This window comes from Shewanella sp. H8, from assembly GCF_040285065.1.
GTDB lineage: Bacteria > Pseudomonadota > Gammaproteobacteria > Enterobacterales > Shewanellaceae > Shewanella > Shewanella polaris.
Genome location: NZ_CP157213.1, coordinates 3,170,743 through 3,189,202 on the forward strand (window position 1 = coordinate 3,170,743; position 18,460 = coordinate 3,189,202).

Sequence of the window (18,460 nt, forward strand, 5' to 3'; positions counted from 1 at the left end):
CTCAAAATCACAACATATTCTCATAGCCCCTTGTCAGAATGGGGACAGCTTGGGTATGATGACCGACAGAATTTAGGAACTAGCGCAGACAATGATAAACAAAAAACAACGTCTTACCCTTGTAAGCGCAGTAGCGCTTACATTATCTCTTAGCGGATGCAGTGTTTTTGATTGGTTGATTTACAAGCCAGATGTGCCGCAAGGCAATTACATGGAAACACAGCAAGTCGACAAACTTCGTATAGACATGACCAAAGAACAAGCTGAATATATTTTAGGCCGCCCAGTATTGCGCGACAGCTTCTCAGATGACACTTGGTACTATGTATACCATTTCAAAAGTGGTCGAGATGCCAGTATTACGCATAAAGAATTGATCATTCACTTTGATGGAGACAAAATTTCGAGTGTTGTTGGAGATTATGATCTCAGCCCGGAATTTAATACTCCACTTGAAGAAAGTTCATTACCATCGGTGAACGAGCCTGAAGTTAAACCGCTTTTACCTGAAATTCGCCCCGACAGTAAACCTTTGGTTGAAGAGTTACGTCCAGAGTTAAACATTCAAGCTGAACAAAATAATGAATCAACATAAATCACACAATAACATGTGATTTATGTGAATAAAAAAGCAGGACCTCTCACGAGAATCCTGCTTTTTTGCTATATAACCACCAAAAACTTAACCTTTCGTCTTACGAATTGAGGTTAATTAACTTTAGCACCAGTAATTTTATTAATGCGGCCTTCATCTTTGGCTTTTTCAGCACGCTTGCGACGCACATCTTTAGGGTCGGCAATTAACGGTCGATAAATTTCAACTCGTTGCCCAGGTACAAGAACCTCATCATGTTTAACCTGACGGCTAAATACCCCAAGCTTAACCTTTTCAAGATTAATCTCAGGAAAAAACTTAACCATATCACTTTGCTTAACCGCTTCAATAAATGTGGTTCCCGGCGACACCATCACCGAAATAATCTTTTGCTGTTTAGGCAATGCGTAAATGACATCTACCGAGAATTTTTCTGTTTCATTCGTCACGATAAATCACCTTTGCTCTGTCAGTAAATGCCATCACCATCGACGACATTAACTCTCTAAATACTTTACCAAACGCCATATCAACGAGCACGTTTGAAAATTCAAAATCTAAATCAAATTCAACTTTACAAGCATCTTCGGTCAGTTCAGTAAACTTCCATAAGCCGTGCATATACTTAAACGGGCCATTTTCTAGTTCAAGGGTAATCGATTTAGCTTCAATCACTTGGTTACGTGTAGTAAACGTTTTACTGATCCCCGCTTTACTAACATCAACCGAGGCCAACATGGTTTCACCATCAAATTCAAGTACCTTCCCGCCGACACAACCCGGTAAAAAAGCATGATATGACTCAACATCATTGACTAAATCATACATCTGTAAGGCACTAAATCTAACCAGTACATTCTTGGAAATTTTGGGCATCTGACATCACTATCCTTAATACAATAGTTCGATTTTATCACGTTAAATAAAAAAGGCATCTTAGAGAGTGGTTAAATCTCGTTGGAAATAACACAATCACCAAGAAACTGGGTATAATCGTTGTAATATCATAAATCTCCCCCATATCTCTTATATATTAGAGTTTATCAAATGGGCTCACTGCGGGTTGTCCAGCACCATCCTTCGGTCAACAACGACAATCAGAACGGTAATAAAATGGTAAAAAAGAAATCAACAAAAAATTCCTCAGCGAGCATTGCACGCAATAAACGTGCAACTTTTGAATTCCGCATCGAAGAAAAAGTCGAAGCAGGATTACAACTTATGGGTTGGGAAGTTAAGTCCATCCGCATGGGAAAAGTCAACTTATCTGACTGTTACGTCTATATTAAAGAAGGCGAAGCCTTTATGCATGGTTGTACTATTCAACCGCTTAATACTGCTTCTACCCATGTAATATGTGACCCAGTCAGAACTAAAAAATTGCTGTTAAAGCGCAAAGAAATTGACAAACTTGCCGGCCTAATTGAACGCCAAGGCTACACCTTAGTGCCATTATCAATGTACTGGCGTAAAGGTGCTTGGGTAAAAGTTGAAATTGGTTTAGGTAAAGGTAAAAAAGATCACGATAAACGTGAAGATACCAAAGAGCGCGAGTGGAAAATAGAAAAAGCCCGCGTAATGAAAAAAGATAAAGAGAGTGCTTAATCTCGTTAATAGGCCACTAAAACAATTGAAACTGATAAGTTGTTATTGAACATAGGCCTATAACGAACAGATAGTGAACAAACGATTATATTTTGTTAATGGACACTAGGTATTCATCTAACAAAGCGTTATAGTTAACTCAATTGGGGGCGATTCTGGATTCGACAGGATTCACGAAACCCAAGGAGCATGTCGAGGGGCGGTTGGCCTCGTAAAAAGCCGCACCGTTATAGTTGCAAACGACTCTAACTACTCTCTAGCAGCTTAGGCTAGCTAGCCATCAACCACACGTTTCGCACGTGGACAGTGGATTCTGATGGTCATATTACAGTGTGCTAGCGAGGGAACTCCGTCCGGGGGTGAACCGCGAAATAGTACCGGACTCACCAAGTAGCATCCTGTCTTTCGGAGACTGCTTGGTTAAATAAAAGAGAGACTAAACATGTAGTGCCGAGGATGTAGGCTTTCTGGACGCGGGTTCAAGTCCCGCCGCCTCCACCAATTTATAGAAGGGCTTAGCAGCAATGCTAAGCCCTTTTTGTTTGTCTTTTTTACATGGTAATTTTATACATTATTTCATTTTCAAATCTAACATCAGCGTCTTGGCGCTTCGCCCACACTCGACCAAGGAGGGAAAACGGCCTGCCTGTTGAAACACCCACAACTTCAACAAAATGTTGATGTTAAAAGTCTATAAAACATGTTTATAAAAATCGATTTAATCGACATGTAATAAATTTTTTAGTGTTCATGTCGATAGCATCGACATTCCCCCCGCCAATTTAGTTGTTGCCGTTCTGTATTTTGTTATCGGTATAGAGGGTATTAGGTGATCGCGATGCATGAGAATATGCACACATAACACATATAGACGAATACACGCTTGCCAGAGAAGCCGTGAGCAAGTATTAGTGTCTGTTTTGGCAGCGCTAATATCGCTCTATACCTATTAACATTGATGATGCGGTTGGTAATAGATAGTAAGACACTTTAGGGAAACGGTATCTTACTGCTACAAGCAATTTGTAGGTTTGTGATCCCCTCGGTAGCTCAATCTAAAAACAATGATAATCTATGCACTATAAATAGTGGAGAGGTGTAAATGAATGAAAGCGCTAAACAAAAAGTTATTAACAATAAGCATGATCGCAAGCCTACTCCTAGTGGGTTGTGCTTCAACTGACCCATATACACCACAATCTAACGATGATTTCGTTTATGACCCTGACGCGAGTTTTGCAATGAACGTGGTTGAGGGGAGCTTAGGCTTGCATAATGGGTTACGTGATGCAGATATACCTGAAAGTAGTGATGTTAGCTCTAGCGGTTTAGATTACGCGGCTGACGGTATTATTGGTGCGGCATTTGGCGGTGGTATGGGAGGTGCTTTTTTGAGTATCCTAGGTGGAAACTCTAGTGACGCGCCTTTAAACCACGCCTATGGTATTGCCTATATTCCTGTCGATTCATTTAGCAAAGACCAAAATGAAATAGCATTAAAAACTTTGAGTAAAATGATTTCTATTGGTGCAACGGAAATGTATGGTTTGGAATTTTCTCATACTTTTAGATACAAATCTTCTGATCTATACGTGTACCATGGTGATGAATGCCTAAGAAGGCCAAATTTGTTTGAAAAACATCAAGATGAAATAGGGGTAGCTGATAAACTTGATTGTGTAGCTACTGGTCATTATGCTCCAGTATTACTCGCAAGAACAACCGTTACACCAGATGGTACAGTTGGTAAATTCTTTGTTTTTGGGCTTCCAAAAATGAGTTATCTAACATTCATACAAGCAGCAATAAATATCCCATCTAAAAGTGAATTAGGTGAGTTCTATTATTTTGTACCCGTTTCATACCAGAATTCAATACCTTTTGTTTATTTTGATAAGCAAGCACACTTATTTATCAAACCTGATGAAAAAACAAACATGAGTATAAATATCAGAACCTTAGAACAATTATCACCAAAACTCTTCGGAAAATAAATTTAATCAATCACAAAATCTGAACTGTATATAGTTTAGATATTGTGATTTGGATACTCATTCCATTTCGCAAATCATTAGCCTTGGATACACAGAGCAATCTATTTGTTCAGGGTCAAACGTGTCTTTTAACTGATTGGCATTGTCACTTGCATCACCATCAAATTGAATATCAGCCCTTTCTTCTGCGTTTTCGCGCTACATGACAACATACTTAGGATTGAGCATTTCTAGCCTCAGTATCTTGTTCAACGTTTACACTAGAAATTTATAATTTTAATGACTTACTATCTACATAGATTAAATCAAAAACATCAAAAACACGAAAAACTAAAATATAGGATTTTTATCAGAAATAGATTCAACAGAAATTACAAAAAGACTTAATCGAAGATAGCCGAGACTCGGGTGCAATCGCGGCTATGACCTTCGAAAACATGGATGTTTTCGCAGAGCGCCCATGGATGGGTTTACCGCGTGTCATAGAATCGATTTCATTTGAGTATCGCCACTAGGCAGCAAAGCACATAACACCTAGTATCTAGCAACTCTCAAAAAACCCCTCAAAAATACTCCACTTTCGAGATTCTTAACTATTTATCACTCCACTATCAAGTAAGATGTGGCGGCGGGACTTGAACCGGAGTCCATAAAAAATCCCCGATGGCATTGTTGCCTGCGGGGATTTTTTGTTAATCAGCCTAAAGTTGATTAATGGGCACTTATAACAATTAGGTTAATTGCTATTAGCTTTGTTTTTTCACAAACTTCGATTTCAACATCATTTGGCCATTGCCATCAACTTTACAATCGATGTCGTGGTCACCGTCGACTAAGTGGTTGATTACTGCTTTAGTGCCGACTTTAAGCACGAGTGATGAACCTTTTACTTTAAGATCTTTGATTAAGGTGACTTTGTCGCCTTCTGCTAATAAGTTGCCGTTGGCATCTTTTAAAATGATTGCGTCAGGATCAACCACTTCTTCATTTGGGTTCCATTCATTGGCGCATTCTGGGCAAATTAATAATGTGCCGTCTGAATAAGCATACGGAGACTCACATTTTGGGCATGGCGGGATTACATCACTCATATCTTTACTCTCTGTGTTCTTTGCAGTTGTCGAACAAGTTAATCGCGCTAATACGCAGTTCGACAGGCTTTATCGATTGGCGTTAAATAGAAAAGTCTCTACCCTGCCGAATATTGTAATGGCATTATAATGCTATTATCACAAATTGACTACCCTAGGGTGATAACCAACAGATCCACTTTATCCGTTAACGTACCGGCTATCGTAGCCACGTGCGTAATCAATAGCATAACAATAGGCGAATTGAAACTTAGCTTTTTACTTGTGGATTGGGACGACTTTGATTGTCACCAAAACTCACATCATGCTTTTCAAGATATTCGCGAATAAGCTGACGGGTGACTTGTGATGGAGTGAGATCTTGAGCGGCACACAGTTGTTCAAATGCCTGCTTTTTTAGCGGGTCCATTAATACAGTAAAACGTGCAGTTTTATTTTCCACAGTGAGCGAGCCTTTCATTACGACATGATAATTTGATTATAATCCAGTGTGTGGCTAAAGACCATATTCTGTATTCTTTATTCGCAGAACGATTCACTCGAGCGATTAACTCAGTCCATTAACTAGAGCTATTCACTCAAACTAAGAAACAACTAGGCAGGTTAAACCTAATCATGCCTTAGCCCGAGTGTGTTTATCTGTTAAGCAATGCTCGCTAAACGTGGTAACAGCGCTTTAAAACTCGGTTTTGTTGATAAACTGTGATGCAAGCAATCTTGCACTAATTCACGCAACATTGCCGCTTGTGGTGTGTTGGGGTTATCGATGAGGTTTAGCATGTCATCGACCAAATAACCAAAGGCCCTAACCTCAATAGCTTGCATTAATTGCAGATGCGGTGGGACAAATTGATTTAAATTTGATGCGGCGCCGAAATCACCAAACAACACGTCATCTTGCATATTTATCATGATGTTATGGGCGTAAATATCACCATGGCTAATACCATTTTGATGTAAATGAACCAAAATATCAGCCATTTGGCTGGCGATATGAGTAATGCGTTCCCAAGTAAATACGGTTTCGGGATCAAAAGTATCGCGACTACAGGTTTGTAATGACGGTGGTAAACCTAAATTGCCATAGCTTGGCGGAATCAGTTGCATCACTAAACCCAGTTGCTCTGGTTGATTAATTTGTGCAACCACATTAATCAGGTTTGGGTGCTCGCCAGCGGTTAAGCAGCAATCAAGCTCATCTGCTGGATAACCATCACTTGTTACCATGCCCTTAAACAACTTAATCGCTACATCAGTATCACGACTAAAGCTGGTTTTATCTGAGTGTTTAGCATGGTGAGTTGCTTGGTAAATCAATCCAGATGCGCCCTGCCCCAATAACTTACCTAAATTAAATTGGGTTAATGGCACTGTAGGTACCCGAGTATTATCACAATGTTCAACATGACTAAATGTATTCCCCGCAAAAGCCAACCACGCTAGGTTAGGTAAGCTAAATAACCAATCGGGCAACTCGGTGAGCTGGTTAGCAGACAGGCGAATTAGAGCTAATTGATTACAGTTTGCCATGCTATTAGGCAATGCGGTTAATCGATTACCCGCTAACGCAAGTTTTTCGAGACGATAACATTGACCTAAACTGTCAGGTAATTGCTCAATGTGGTTATCGGTTAATATTAACCAACGGGTTTGTTTTGGAATAGATGCTTCAGATACTGTGCGAATTTGATTGGCTTTAAAACCTATCATTTCTAATTTTGGACACAGGCCTAATACAGCAGGAAGATGTTCAAATAGGTTATTCGATACAAACAAGATTTTAAGTTGATGCAAGTCGGCAAAGTTATCGGGTAATGACGATAATTGGTTATTGCTAAGATCGAGTACTTCTAGGGTATCTGCTAACTCAAACAGTTTTACAGGAAACTCCGTCAGTTGTTCTGCGATAGTGACCCGCTGATAACCTTTTAACGAACCATTATTTAATTGCTGCAGTGTTTGCATCATGTTTCTCTTTGCCAAAAATTGCCGTCATAGTAATGGACTACACTCACTGAGACAAATGTCTTACAAACTTTAACCAAAAAAAACCACAGCTAAAGCTGTGGTCAAGACGGATGCTAAAAAACAAAAATAGGGGTTGATGATTTTAGCGCCACTCCCCGCGCCTAACATAAGCATGGGAAAGGGATTCCTACAAACTACGTTATTGGCACTTCACTTGAAGTGGTTAACGCAAAACAACAAACAAAAAATAACAAACAGGCTTAAATCAGTTCTGCTAGCATGTTGTCGGTGTAGGTAACTAATTCACCGCCATCACGCACTTTTGCCACATAGTCTGGGTTAGCGATAAATGGACGACCAATAGCTAACAAGTCAAATTTATTAGCTTCAATTGCAGCGCTACCCGTTTCTGCGGTATAGCTGCCAACGCCCACTAATGTACCAGTGTAAACACTGCGCATGTACGCAGATGCACTGCCACCTAAATAATCAAACTGAGTTGAATCGTCAAAAATTCCTACATGTAGATATGCGAGATTACGTTTTGATAATTCTGGTAATAAATAATCAAATACTGCACGGTCACGCGGATCCGCGGCCATATTGAAATAAGCACCAGGAGATAAGCGAAGCCCTGTGCGGTCTGCGCCAATTCTGGTTGTAATAGCATCAACGACTTCTAAGGCAAAACGAGACATTTTTTCTGGAGTCTGGCCGTATTCATCATCACGACGATTACTGTCATGGTGTAAGAACTGGTCAATTAAATAACCATTTGCACCATGTATTTCAACACCATCAAAACCGGCTTCAATCGCATTTGCAGCGGCTTGAGCATAATCTACGACTAACTGCTTAATATCGTCTAACGTGGCAGGCTTTGGCGTTTGATAAACCAATTCACGCATTCTAGGCACAGTACCTTCAACCGCTTGTGCTGAAGCAGATAACACCTCGCCACCACCAAAAAAGTGTGGGTGTGCAACTCGACCAGTATGCCAAAGCTGGGCAAACATTTTACCGCCATTTTTGTGCACTGCATCGGTGACAACATGCCAGCCATTAATTTGAGCTGGAGTAAATAAGCCTGGGGTATTTGGATAACCTTGGCCGTCAGGGCGAATAATGGTCGCTTCGCTGATGATAAGACCCGCGTCTGCACGGCGAGCATAGTAATCTACCATTTTTTGCGTCGGCACAAGATCATCATCTGCCATACAACGCGTTAACGGTGCCATTAAAATCTTATTTGATAATGTTAAGGTGTCATTGAGTTTGTAAGGTGTAAATAAATTGGCCAGCATTTGACTAACTCCTATCTTGAATATACATTCAAGATTAATCTTAATTGAATATACATTCAAGTAAATTTTGAATGTATATTCAAATTTAGTTAGACTTGAGTGTTAAGAGTTATCACGCTTTGTTATTGACCAAAAGTGAGCAGATATGAGACACGCTGAATTTAATAGAGAAAAAGTTTTACGTGCTGCCATGAGCACCTTTTTAGTCAATGGATACGCTAAAACCAGCATGCAAGATCTCACTAAAGCCACGGGGTTGCATCCAGGTTCAATTTACTGTGCCTTTGATAATAAAAAAGGCTTGTTTATTGCTGCGATTGAACAATATCAACAACATCGCAGTGACCAGTTTGAGCAATTATTTGCTAATGACCACTCTGCGATAGACAACTTAGGTGATTACTTAGCGGTGATCGTACAAGAGTGTTTAAGTTGTGATGCGACTCAGTCATGCTTACTGACCAAATCATTAAGTGAGATGGGTGAGCAAGATGAACAAATTAAACAAATAACCTGCCAAATGTTGCAGCTTTGGCATCAATCATTAGCATCAGTGTTTGAAACAGCAAAAGTACAACAGTTGATATCACAAGAAAGCGATAGTCAATTTTTAGCGCAATATTTGGTGATGGGAATATACGGTTTACGGACCGTGGCTCACACTGAACCTAACACAGAAGTATTACAGCCTTTGGCTGATAAATTGTTGGCCGATTTATTATGCAATAATTCGTTGTAGCGTAACACTCCGATTGTAAGCTACACACATATCAAACAGCACAAAAAAAGACACCTTATGGTGTCTTATTTTTTTTAATTTACATCATTGAATCATAATATTAAGTCACTACGCGCTGAGCATAAACACGTTCACCTAATGAATTCAATATCTTACACTCGCCTTCTAGAACTGCAATAATCGATTTACCTTGACGAAATGATTCTGGGATCATAACTCGGCCTGTTTGGCTGATGTGTAAATCAGTCAGCACTGCATTGAACATTTCAAGGCCGACTGGTGCATCATAATACAACACGGTTACCGTCGAAATTGGTGGTTGACCTGCTTCGGCAGATTCAGATTTCATATTTGGACTCTCAGTTCAAGCTTAGTGGTTAATTGTTTAAATGATATTGATCATATTATTCATCAACACATCTCAGGATAAATAGGTGAAACGATGGTCTATTAATATCGGTTTCACCAAATGAGAGATCCTTTCCCTTATTTTATGGTTTGTATTAAACAAAGACATACTATCAAATAGTGTTATCGATTCAAAACAATTGATACATAAAGTTAACACACGTGAGATGTAAGTAAGAATAATGCACCAAGACTTTATGAAATGTAGACTCTAAAATTGGTAAGATTTATGCTGTTATCGAGGCTATTTATATAAAATTTAGAGCCAGCACCTAAACAGCACAACTTATTCCTGCTAGAATCGATGACAATTTTTAGCCTTAAACATTTAATAAAACGAGATTAAGATGGGCAGAGCATATCAAAATAAAAAAGAGTCCATGGCGAAAACCGCTGGCCAAAAGACACGTATTTACTCACGTTACGGTAAAGAGATTTATATTTGTGCTAAAGGTGGTGTTGACCCAGATGGCAACCTTGCACTACGAAGCTTGATTGCCCGTGCGAAGAAAGATCAAGTTCCAGCACACGTTATTGAACGTGCCATTGAAAAAGCTCGTGGTGGTGGTGGTGAAGATTATGATACCGCCCGCTATGAAGGCTTTGGTCCTGGCGGAACCATGGTAATTGTTGACTGCTTAACAGACAACGGTAATCGGACATTTACTCAGGTTCGCCAAGCATTTGTTAAGAATGATGCCAAATTAGGTAGCCCAGGTACGGTTGGCCACATGTTCGAACATCAGGCTGTATTTGTGTTTGATGGCGAAGACGATGAAGCCATTCTTGAATTGCTTATGATGGCTGACGTCGACGTTGCCGATGTAGAACTAGAAGATGGCATCATCAGCGTATATGCGCCAGTATCTGAGTTTAACAATGCCCGTACTGTATTAACTGAAGCCTTCCCAGAAATTGACTTTAAGGTAGAGAATTTAGCATTTGTGCCACAAACCATGACGGAAATCACTGGTGAAGATGTTGAAAGTTTTGAAAAGTTCTTAGCCGCTCTTGATGATTGTGATGACGTACAGAACGTTTACCACAATGCAGATATTAACGACGAAGAATAACTCAAACGAAGTCTGTTAAAGCGTTCTAAGCCTAAGTGCTAGAACGCTTGGCAACAGAACCGATAAAGCAAATAATAACGATCTATAATCAAGCAGAGCACTTTTCCCCTTCGTCTCATCACTGTTACAAGCCTTACTGGTAAGACATAGTCTTCCATAATACTTGGTATCTGACGTAAAGCTTGTTATAACATTTAGCATTATTATTGTGTTCATCATTGCAATCTAGTTGAGCACTTTTAAAAAGATCATTTGATATAAGTTCAATTCATGGCAATCTGAATGGTAACGTCTATACATATTGTTATTGAATATGAAACATCTTTGAAATCAATCGTAGTTTCACTTCTGCCACAAAGTGTTTAAAGGATTAACCATTGCTAACATTTATGAACAATGAAACTGAAAATAACGCAGACCAACAGCAAACTCGCGTTATATCCCTGTTTTCACTCGTCGGAATGTCAATGACTTTTATGATGGGATTCATAAGCTTATTTAATAGTAATCATGAGTTAACCATTACGCTATTCTTCGCCAGTATGATTTATTGTTTCGCTTACATTAGTCTCAAAAAATACCAAACACTTAAACTTAGCTCTTATATTACGATTTACTCATTGTATTTATTAATGTTCTATTTGGTGTTTACTGGCGGGGTCGAACAAACGGGGCCATTGTGGATTTTTATTGTGGCGCCAGTATCCGTTTATATACTGGGGTTAACATCTGGTCTAATTAACCTTGCGTTTTTCTTGACTGTTATTGCTATTATTATATTTTTACCTACTGATAGTATCCCGCATGTAACTTATTCAATGGAATTCAAACTACGGTTAATATTGTCATTTCTAACCACTACTTTCCTCTCCGCATTATATGAATATTTAAGAATGATATCCTTCAAAAGTGCATTGGAATTAAGCAAAAAATATCAACAATTAGCGTTATCAGACCCGTTAACGAAACTGGCTAACCGACGTAATGCGTTAACCATTTTGCAGCAAGAAAAATCAAGAACATCAAGAAACGACGATCCCTTGTCTATTTTGCTCTGCGATCTTGATCATTTTAAAATGGTCAACGATAAATATGGTCATAATTGCGGCGATATGGTGCTTACTGAGCTAGCACAAGTATTTACAAAAAGTGTAAGACAGCAAGATTGTGTTGCCCGTTGGGGAGGTGAAGAGTTCTTGTTTATTCTCCCGCAAACTTCAGCTGAACAAGCTTTTGTCATTGCAGAAAAAATTCGCATTAACGTACAACGTCATAGCGTGTATTGTCATGAACAAGACATCAGCCTGACCATCAGTATCGGAATTTCACAGTTAACCGATAATCAAACTATTGATGAGATGATTAATAATGCCGATCGGTATCTGTATCAAGCTAAAAAGAATGGTAGAAACCAAGTATATCCTCAGTAAGCAGCCTCTATCGGCCTATGAGTTAAATTATTCGATAAACTTATCACTACCGCATTAATGCTGTCATTTACTCGATGACCTCGACTTATCATTAACTGTCATCAAAAAACAATAGGGTCTGTCATCGAACTAGATTGTATTTATAAGGCTGTGACATTGCACTATGTTGAGACCAAGAAAGGTTTATGAAGCAAACGGTTAAGGTATTCATGTTTATCAGTATTGGATATTTTCTTAGCATAATATCAATCTAAGTAAAACATTCACTAGCTTCTAGCACCTAGGTTTTATTTTCATCAGCCTTACATTCGTTCTTGCTGACGTTGACTTGATTATCGCTTTCGATAAAATTAAAACAAAAAACGCAGCGTAGGCTGCGTTTTTGGGACTCGTTGAATAAACGAGTATGGTTAACTTAAGTCCATTTCTTGAACTTTTTCGTAAGCAATTTCAGGCGCAGTAACATCTGGTTTATCATGCAAATCTGCTTTTAATTGGCCTTTACGTTGCTTTAGCGCTGCATCTAATTTTTTAGCTGCGCTGGTAATAGCAGGATACATGACTAAGTCAGTTCCTTTAGCCGCAATGCGAGTTCCTTCATAGTTAGTTCTAATTTCTACATCAAATTCACCATGCTCTTTGGCAATGATGACATCTAGCGAAATAAGTGTTGGAAAATGGCTAGCTATTTTAGCGAATTTTTCATCTACGTGTTGTTTGACAGTATCAGTAACATCAACATGGTGACCAGAAAGATTTATTTTCATAGATTGTCCTTAAAAGAATTTACTTGCCAAATTTGTCGCGTATTACAATTGCATGCTGACATAAATCGTGTTGTTGTACAAATGTAGGCAGACATATTTAGACATCGGACATGTGCTTTGTATCACAAGTACTCAAGCCTAAAATGTGTTTTATCTCTACCTGATACACTTTAATGGCTATATCAATATTAAACGTGCATGGGATATGTCAAATTAACCTAACCCCTACATTGATTAAACATCAGATTACTGATTAAGTATAGACACAATTCAGCTCTAAAGATTGCAATTTTTGTGTTGTTTACACAAGTGATGGTAAACCATTCAATTTACCGCTAAAAGCAGTTAATTTATAAGCAACTATACATTTATTATCTTTTCAGACTTTGGTAAATGAAGTCGAATTAATCATTAACAGGAACATTCATGGCGACTAAGCAGCTCCAAATTGACATAATTTCAGACGTAATGTGCCCTTGGTGTATTGTCGGTTACCGCCGACTTGAGCAAGCATTAAGTCAATTCAATGATTTAGACGTTAACATTCAGTGGCATCCTTTTGAACTTAATCCAAAAATGGGGCCTGAAGGGCAACACCTAGGTGAACATATTGCCGAAAAATACGGTTCTACACCTGAGCAAAGTGCGCAAAATCGTCAACGATTAACTCAAATGGGTGCCGATTTAGGCTTTGAGTTTAACTTTTCTGACTCATCACGTATTTACAACACTCTTCAGGCCCATCAGCTACTGTATTGGGCGGCAGAGTCTGGTAAGCAAACTGAATTGAAACTGGCATTATTCAGCAGCTACTTTACTGAGCAGAAAAACCCAGATGATATTGAAGTCTTAATTGAAGCTGCAGCGCAAGTCGGTTTAGATGCTAATGAAGCACGCGCAGTGCTCACTGACAAACGCTTTGAAGCTGCCGTAAAAGAGGAAGAGCAACTTTGGATCGGCCGTGGGATCCAAGCAGTGCCCGCCATAGTGTTTAATCAACAGTATTTAATCTCTGGCGCCCAAGAACCTGCCACTATTGCTGAATTAATTACCAAATTGACTACCGAAGAAGCTTAATCAGAATAAATAACACAACTAGCGTTCAGTGTTTGAGGTTACTCGATAAGTGATAAAGGTGATTGATTTTTTTAAACCTTTAATTAACTGATTTATATTGGTTTATTAAAATATAGACAAAGCTTGTATAAAGAAAAACCAGCGCAAGCTGGTTTTTCTTTTTAAACAGAGAAACATCATATCTTGACCTAGACGTCAACGCTTAGTGTTAATCACTCAGGCAGCAAGGTTAGCTGTAGTGATTTGAGGACATGTTTATGTACATTTATTCGACCGAGTTCATAGACAATAGGCGGTGCTTGGTGTTGAATATATAGATATTAATTACCATTAAAAGAATACAATATAACGATGAATATTGTACGTTTTAAAAACGTTAAGTCGTTATAAACACCACTTTTATGTGGTTTTAGGAGTACAAAATGGGCTTTAAAGTAACAACCAATTGGCAATCTTCACCTAGTGAAGAAGGTGAATTTAATCGCGACCATGAGGTTAAGTTTGGCAGCGGACAAACCATCCAAACCTCATCTGCTCCTGAATACAAAGGAAATGCAGATAAAGTGAATCCTGAAGAATGTTTACTGGCGGCGCTATCGTCATGTCATATGCTGACCTTTTTAGCCATTGCTCATTTAAAACGGCTTCCTGTGGCGAGTTATATTGATAATGCCACTGCAGATTTAGGCCAAAATGCCGCTGGGAAAATTGCTGTAGTAAAAATGACGCTTGAACCTAAGGTGATCTTTGCTGAAGGGGTTGAAGTAGATGAAGATACATTGGCAAAAATTCATGAAAAGGCTCATGCGAACTGCTTTATTGCTAACTCATTAGCCTGTGAAGTTGACATTAAACATTAATATTTAGCAATACTAAATTCTTTAGAACCATAAATATAACCCTCCAAAAACAATGTTTAAGGAGGGTTGTTTTTTAAGCTGTTTTACAACTTATTTCGCTTTAATGTCTGCCGCAGGCCCCTTGGGAGGTATTGGCTGACCTTGTAATGGTTTAATAGGCTGTTGCACTAATTCGTCTTTTAAATAATTAATTGCAGCTTCAAGCTGAGCATCTTTACCGCTAAAAGTAGCATAAGGTAAGTTATCGACTTCAATGTCGGGCTCAACCCCGTGACCTTCAACCACCCAACGACCGTCTATGGCATATTGTGGGTATTCTGCCACTCGTGCCATGCCTTTGTCGGTAACCGAATTACGACCCGATAACCATACACCGGCACCCGCGGTTTGCTTACCGATAATCGGCGCAATATTAAGTGCTCTAATTCCCGCAGAAAAAGTCTCACCGTCTGAGTAGGTCATTTGATCGGCTAACACGACTAAGTGGCCTCGGAAGGTTTGCTGCATGTTTGCATTAGTGCTGCCACGAGTTGGCTGCCAAAATGCCCAAGCACGACGCAATAGCTTTTCAATAATCCAGCTGTCGATGTTACCACCACGATTGCGGCGAACATCAATGATTAGACCATCTTTGTCGTAGTTGGTATAAAACTCGCGAGCAAAGCTTTCTATATCACCGCTACCCATAGCGTATAAATGCAAATAGCCAATATTTCCTTTGGAGGCTTTAGCCACTTTATCGCCATTATGTTCAACCCAGTCCAAATAACGTAGCTTGGCATCGGTACCAATATCATGTGGTGTCACTATAGTATTAATGTGTGTTTTACCACGCTGTAAACCTAATAGCACTTGTTTATTGCCTTGGTTACGTAGCAATTGTGTCACTTCAGCAATATTGGTGACATTTTTGCCATTAATGGTCTTAATCACATCGCCATCTTTAGCATTAACTTCAATACGAGCAAGTGGTGATACAGACAATGGTAACTCAGCATCAGTTTGATAAATATGACTGACGATTACACCTTTATCGGTTTGTGTCAGTCTAGCGCCTAAAGCAGCAGCTTTGGCGGCATCAGTGTCACGAGTAATATCACCACCACGCACTTGTGAATGCAGTGAGTTCAGTTCGCCCATCATTTGCATGAAAATATCATTGAGCTCATTACGATCGGTCAGTCTATCGACCAAAGGTTGATACTTAGCTTTAGCGGCTTGCCAATCTACCCCACGCATTTTCGGATCAAAAAACGAATCGCGATGCATCAACCAAGCATCTTCAAAAATTTGCTGCCATTCTTGCGGTGGCGAAATACTTAATTGCCATTGATTGGTACTGACTTTGGCTTGAGATACATCGCTAGGCAGTTTGTCTCCGGCAGCGACAATCATGATATTTTTAGGATCTGATTTTTTGCGCAGCATTAATTTACTGCCGTCTTTTGATAATGAGTATTGGCCCACATCTTCACTAAAGGATTCTACTTTCGGGTTTATAGGTTCAAACTTAACGAGTTTTAATTCACTACTTTGTTTATTACTATCAAGTAAGTACAGTTTGTCTTTAGCGACCGTTAAACTGTTGTAATTTCCAGCATCCACTGGTACTTGCCATAAACGTTGATTTAACCCATCCCAATCAACTTTAATTTTACTCACCGAATCAGAATCTTTTTCATCTGCTTTTTTAGCGTCTCTTTGGATCGTTAATTCCGTTGGTTTAGCAAATGGAAATGACGCTTTAGCATTTAAAGCTAATGCAAAAATTTGGGTGCGTTTGTCAAAAATAGGTCCCATATTACGATCGCCCCAAGGCGAACCTGGATTAGCTTTAAATTCGCGATTAGACAGAAAATATAACCATTTACCGTCAGGACTAAAACTCGGCGAAAAAGATTCATACTTATCTGTGGTGACGGTTTGTGCTTTTGAATCGTTAATTGAATACAACACAATTTGAGGACGTTGCTTTCCAATTTCTGCTTTGGTTAGGGCAATAAATTGACTATCACCAGACCAGTTAATATCTTGATAAGGACCAAGACCTTCGCCATTTTTGATGATTTTCTGGTTATCGTTACGGGTTAAATCCAATAACCACACATTGCCCATATAATCATCGTGAACCAAATAACGACCATTAGGTGATAACGATAAACTGGTGCGTAAGGTATTGCCATCTTTAGTGAGCTGTTTTGCCCCTGCTGAACCGTCGGCTGGATATTGCCAAATTTCTTGCTCGCCAGATGCGTCACTAATGCCATACACCCATTTCCCATCGTCACTTAATAGTGCATCGCGAACTCGGCTATCGGCGGGTGAGTTTATTTGTACTAAACGGCGGCCATCATTACTGGCAATAGCGACATGACTGCGAGCGGTAATCACTACATTATCGCCTTGAGGGGCGAATACCGTTGAAGTGGCATAATCCATAGGATCATTTACCCATTGCTCACGGCGATGAGCAAAGTCACTGGTGAGTTCAATGTCGAGAGTGGACTCAAGCAGATTATCCAAATTAAGCAGTTTAATGTCGGCACCTTGCTGGAACACAATTCGACCATGATTAAGTTGGGCGTCACGCACTTGCCAGTCGGTATATTGGGTGTGCTGTTTAATATCTTTACCGTCTACGCTCATTGACCAAATATTGTCATTCCCAGACTGATCACTCACAAAGTAGACTCGATTATTCCATAACATCGGCTGTTTAACTGAGCCTTCATGTGTTGCCGTTAATTGCTGGGCTTCTTTTTTACTGCCTAGTTTATAACGCCAAATCTCACCTTTAGCACCGCCGCGATACACTTTGACATTGTCGCCACTGACTTGCAGACCAAATTGAGTAAAATAAACATATTCACCTTTATCATCAATTGTACCTTCTACGGCGTCAGCTAAAGGTAAATTGGTGATGTTTAAAGTTTGTGGATTAACCGTTTTGAGCACCCAGAAATTTGCCGGACCAAATGCGTTGTCGGTGGAATATAATACTTCGCCAGTTGCGGTCCAGCCTTGCAAGCGTACGCGGCTATTTTCAAAACTCACTCGTTTAGCGACTCCGCCTTGAATAGGCATCACATAGACTTCAGTTGCGCCTTCATAATTGGCGGTATAAGCCACCCATTTACCATCTTTTGAAATCGTTGCATCCATTTCTTCAGCCGCCAAACTCGTTAAGCGACTGGCTTTTGTTTGGTTGTTGTTTTGACTGAGTTCAGTGGTCCACAGATCACCCTCGGCAGTAAACACTAGGGTTTGATCATGTAAAGCTGGCGCGCGGTAATAACCTTGATTTGAAGCGTTAGCAAATATCATTGATGAGCAGGCTAAAGTGCCTAAAGCCAGCATACAATGCGTAACGGAGCGACGAAGTTTCATGGTGAGGAGCATCCTTATTAACGTCGATAATGTGAGTTGAGATGTTATCGAATTGGCGGTTTTATTTATGCTTTAACGTTATCAGAGTTGCGGCGAATTTAGCAGTACAAAAATGTAACGAAAAACGGCTAAACCATATTGGTTTAACCGTTGTTATTTTAA

The 18,460-nt window shown here is 39.5% G+C and carries 17 protein-coding genes and 1 other RNA gene; 9 read left to right on the top strand and 9 right to left on the bottom strand.

The window, feature by feature from the left end; all coding sequences use genetic code 11:
• The first annotated feature begins 91 nt into the window (after positions 1 to 91).
• On the top strand, positions 92 to 595 hold the full coding sequence (locus ABIS04_RS13710; RefSeq protein ID WP_137226403.1) for an outer membrane protein assembly factor BamE: 504 nt from the start codon (positions 92 to 94) through the stop codon (positions 593 to 595).
• A gap of 113 nt (positions 596 to 708) precedes the next feature.
• On the opposite strand, the gene ABIS04_RS13715 is transcribed toward ABIS04_RS13710, so the two are convergent.
• Both ABIS04_RS13715 and ABIS04_RS13720 read right to left on the bottom strand, forming a co-directional pair.
• Entirely contained in the window at positions 709 to 1,044 is a 336-nt protein-coding gene (locus tag ABIS04_RS13715) for an RnfH family protein (protein WP_140234810.1), read from the bottom strand.
• A complete protein-coding gene (locus ABIS04_RS13720) occupies positions 1,034 to 1,471 on the bottom strand; it encodes an SRPBCC family protein (protein ID WP_137226401.1) in 438 nt (145 codons plus the stop codon). The genes ABIS04_RS13715 and ABIS04_RS13720 overlap by 11 nt, the downstream gene beginning before the upstream one ends.
• Before the next feature lie 237 nt (positions 1,472 to 1,708).
• Here ABIS04_RS13720 and smpB point away from each other — a divergent pair, with 237 nt between their 5' ends.
• The 3 genes from smpB to ABIS04_RS13735 all read left to right on the top strand — a co-directional run bounded on the left by smpB (position 1,709) and on the right by ABIS04_RS13735 (position 4,194).
• The gene (gene smpB / locus ABIS04_RS13725; protein ID WP_137226400.1) at positions 1,709 to 2,200 is read left to right on the top strand and encodes an SsrA-binding protein SmpB; all 492 of its coding nucleotides are present in this window, start codon (positions 1,709 to 1,711) and stop codon (positions 2,198 to 2,200) included.
• 145 nt (positions 2,201 to 2,345) lie between these two features.
• Positions 2,346 to 2,701, top strand: a transfer-messenger RNA (tmRNA) gene (gene ssrA, locus ABIS04_RS13730).
• A 605-nt stretch (positions 2,702 to 3,306) separates the two neighbouring features.
• Positions 3,307 to 4,194: a hypothetical protein gene (locus ABIS04_RS13735; protein ID WP_350431429.1), complete on the top strand. Its 888-nt coding sequence runs from the start codon at positions 3,307 to 3,309 to the stop codon at positions 4,192 to 4,194.
• A 746-nt stretch (positions 4,195 to 4,940) separates the two neighbouring features.
• Here the strand turns inward: ABIS04_RS13735 and ABIS04_RS13740 are convergent.
• From ABIS04_RS13740 to ABIS04_RS13755, 4 genes are all read right to left on the bottom strand, one after another.
• Positions 4,941 to 5,285, bottom strand: coding sequence for a zinc ribbon domain-containing protein YjdM (locus ABIS04_RS13740; RefSeq protein WP_101032423.1), 345 nt, complete (start codon positions 5,283 to 5,285; stop codon positions 4,941 to 4,943).
• 250 nt (positions 5,286 to 5,535) lie between these two features.
• A complete protein-coding gene (locus ABIS04_RS13745; RefSeq protein WP_011636565.1) occupies positions 5,536 to 5,727 on the bottom strand; it encodes a ribbon-helix-helix domain-containing protein in 192 nt (63 codons plus the stop codon).
• 200 nt (positions 5,728 to 5,927) lie between these two features.
• Positions 5,928 to 7,250 carry a leucine-rich repeat-containing protein kinase family protein gene (locus tag ABIS04_RS13750; RefSeq protein ID WP_350433439.1) on the bottom strand — a complete coding sequence of 441 codons (1,323 nt, stop codon included), beginning with the start codon at positions 7,248 to 7,250 and terminating at the stop codon, positions 5,928 to 5,930.
• 263 nt (positions 7,251 to 7,513) lie between these two features.
• Complete coding sequence (locus tag ABIS04_RS13755; protein WP_350431430.1) at positions 7,514 to 8,557, bottom strand: alkene reductase; 1,044 nt, start codon at positions 8,555 to 8,557, stop codon at positions 7,514 to 7,516.
• A 145-nt stretch (positions 8,558 to 8,702) separates the two neighbouring features.
• Here ABIS04_RS13755 and ABIS04_RS13760 point away from each other — a divergent pair, with 145 nt between their 5' ends.
• Positions 8,703 to 9,296: a TetR/AcrR family transcriptional regulator gene (locus ABIS04_RS13760; protein WP_350431431.1), complete on the top strand. Its 594-nt coding sequence runs from the start codon at positions 8,703 to 8,705 to the stop codon at positions 9,294 to 9,296.
• Between the two features lie 100 nt (positions 9,297 to 9,396).
• On the opposite strand, the gene ABIS04_RS13765 is transcribed toward ABIS04_RS13760, so the two are convergent.
• Positions 9,397 to 9,645, bottom strand: coding sequence for a TIGR02922 family protein (locus tag ABIS04_RS13765; protein ID WP_140234818.1), 249 nt, complete (start codon positions 9,643 to 9,645; stop codon positions 9,397 to 9,399).
• 406 nt (positions 9,646 to 10,051) lie between these two features.
• Between ABIS04_RS13765 and ABIS04_RS13770 the strand changes: the two genes are divergently transcribed.
• Positions 10,052 to 10,777 (top strand): YebC/PmpR family DNA-binding transcriptional regulator, encoded by a 726-nt coding sequence (locus tag ABIS04_RS13770; RefSeq protein ID WP_140234819.1) that lies wholly within the window; start codon positions 10,052 to 10,054, stop codon positions 10,775 to 10,777.
• A 377-nt stretch (positions 10,778 to 11,154) separates the two neighbouring features.
• Positions 11,155 to 12,207 (top strand): GGDEF domain-containing protein, encoded by a 1,053-nt coding sequence (locus tag ABIS04_RS13775; RefSeq protein ID WP_350431432.1) that lies wholly within the window; start codon positions 11,155 to 11,157, stop codon positions 12,205 to 12,207.
• Between the two features lie 410 nt (positions 12,208 to 12,617).
• Here ABIS04_RS13775 and hpf read toward each other — a convergent pair whose 3' ends face one another.
• Positions 12,618 to 12,974: a ribosome hibernation-promoting factor, HPF/YfiA family gene (gene hpf / locus ABIS04_RS13780; protein ID WP_137226392.1), complete on the bottom strand. Its 357-nt coding sequence runs from the start codon at positions 12,972 to 12,974 to the stop codon at positions 12,618 to 12,620.
• 426 nt (positions 12,975 to 13,400) lie between these two features.
• On the opposite strand from hpf, the gene ABIS04_RS13785 reads away from it, so the two are divergent.
• Both ABIS04_RS13785 and ABIS04_RS13790 read left to right on the top strand, forming a co-directional pair.
• Positions 13,401 to 14,051, top strand: coding sequence for a DsbA family oxidoreductase (locus tag ABIS04_RS13785; RefSeq protein WP_350431433.1), 651 nt, complete (start codon positions 13,401 to 13,403; stop codon positions 14,049 to 14,051).
• Positions 14,052 to 14,473: 422 nt separating this feature from the next.
• Positions 14,474 to 14,911, top strand: a complete 438-nt coding sequence (locus tag ABIS04_RS13790; protein ID WP_350431434.1) for an OsmC family protein — start codon at positions 14,474 to 14,476, stop codon at positions 14,909 to 14,911.
• Positions 14,912 to 15,001: 90 nt separating this feature from the next.
• Here the strand turns inward: ABIS04_RS13790 and ABIS04_RS13795 are convergent, their stop codons facing one another.
• Positions 15,002 to 18,298: a S41 family peptidase gene (locus ABIS04_RS13795; RefSeq protein ID WP_350431435.1), complete on the bottom strand. Its 3,297-nt coding sequence runs from the start codon at positions 18,296 to 18,298 to the stop codon at positions 15,002 to 15,004.
• Between the last annotated feature and the right edge of the window lie 162 nt (positions 18,299 to 18,460).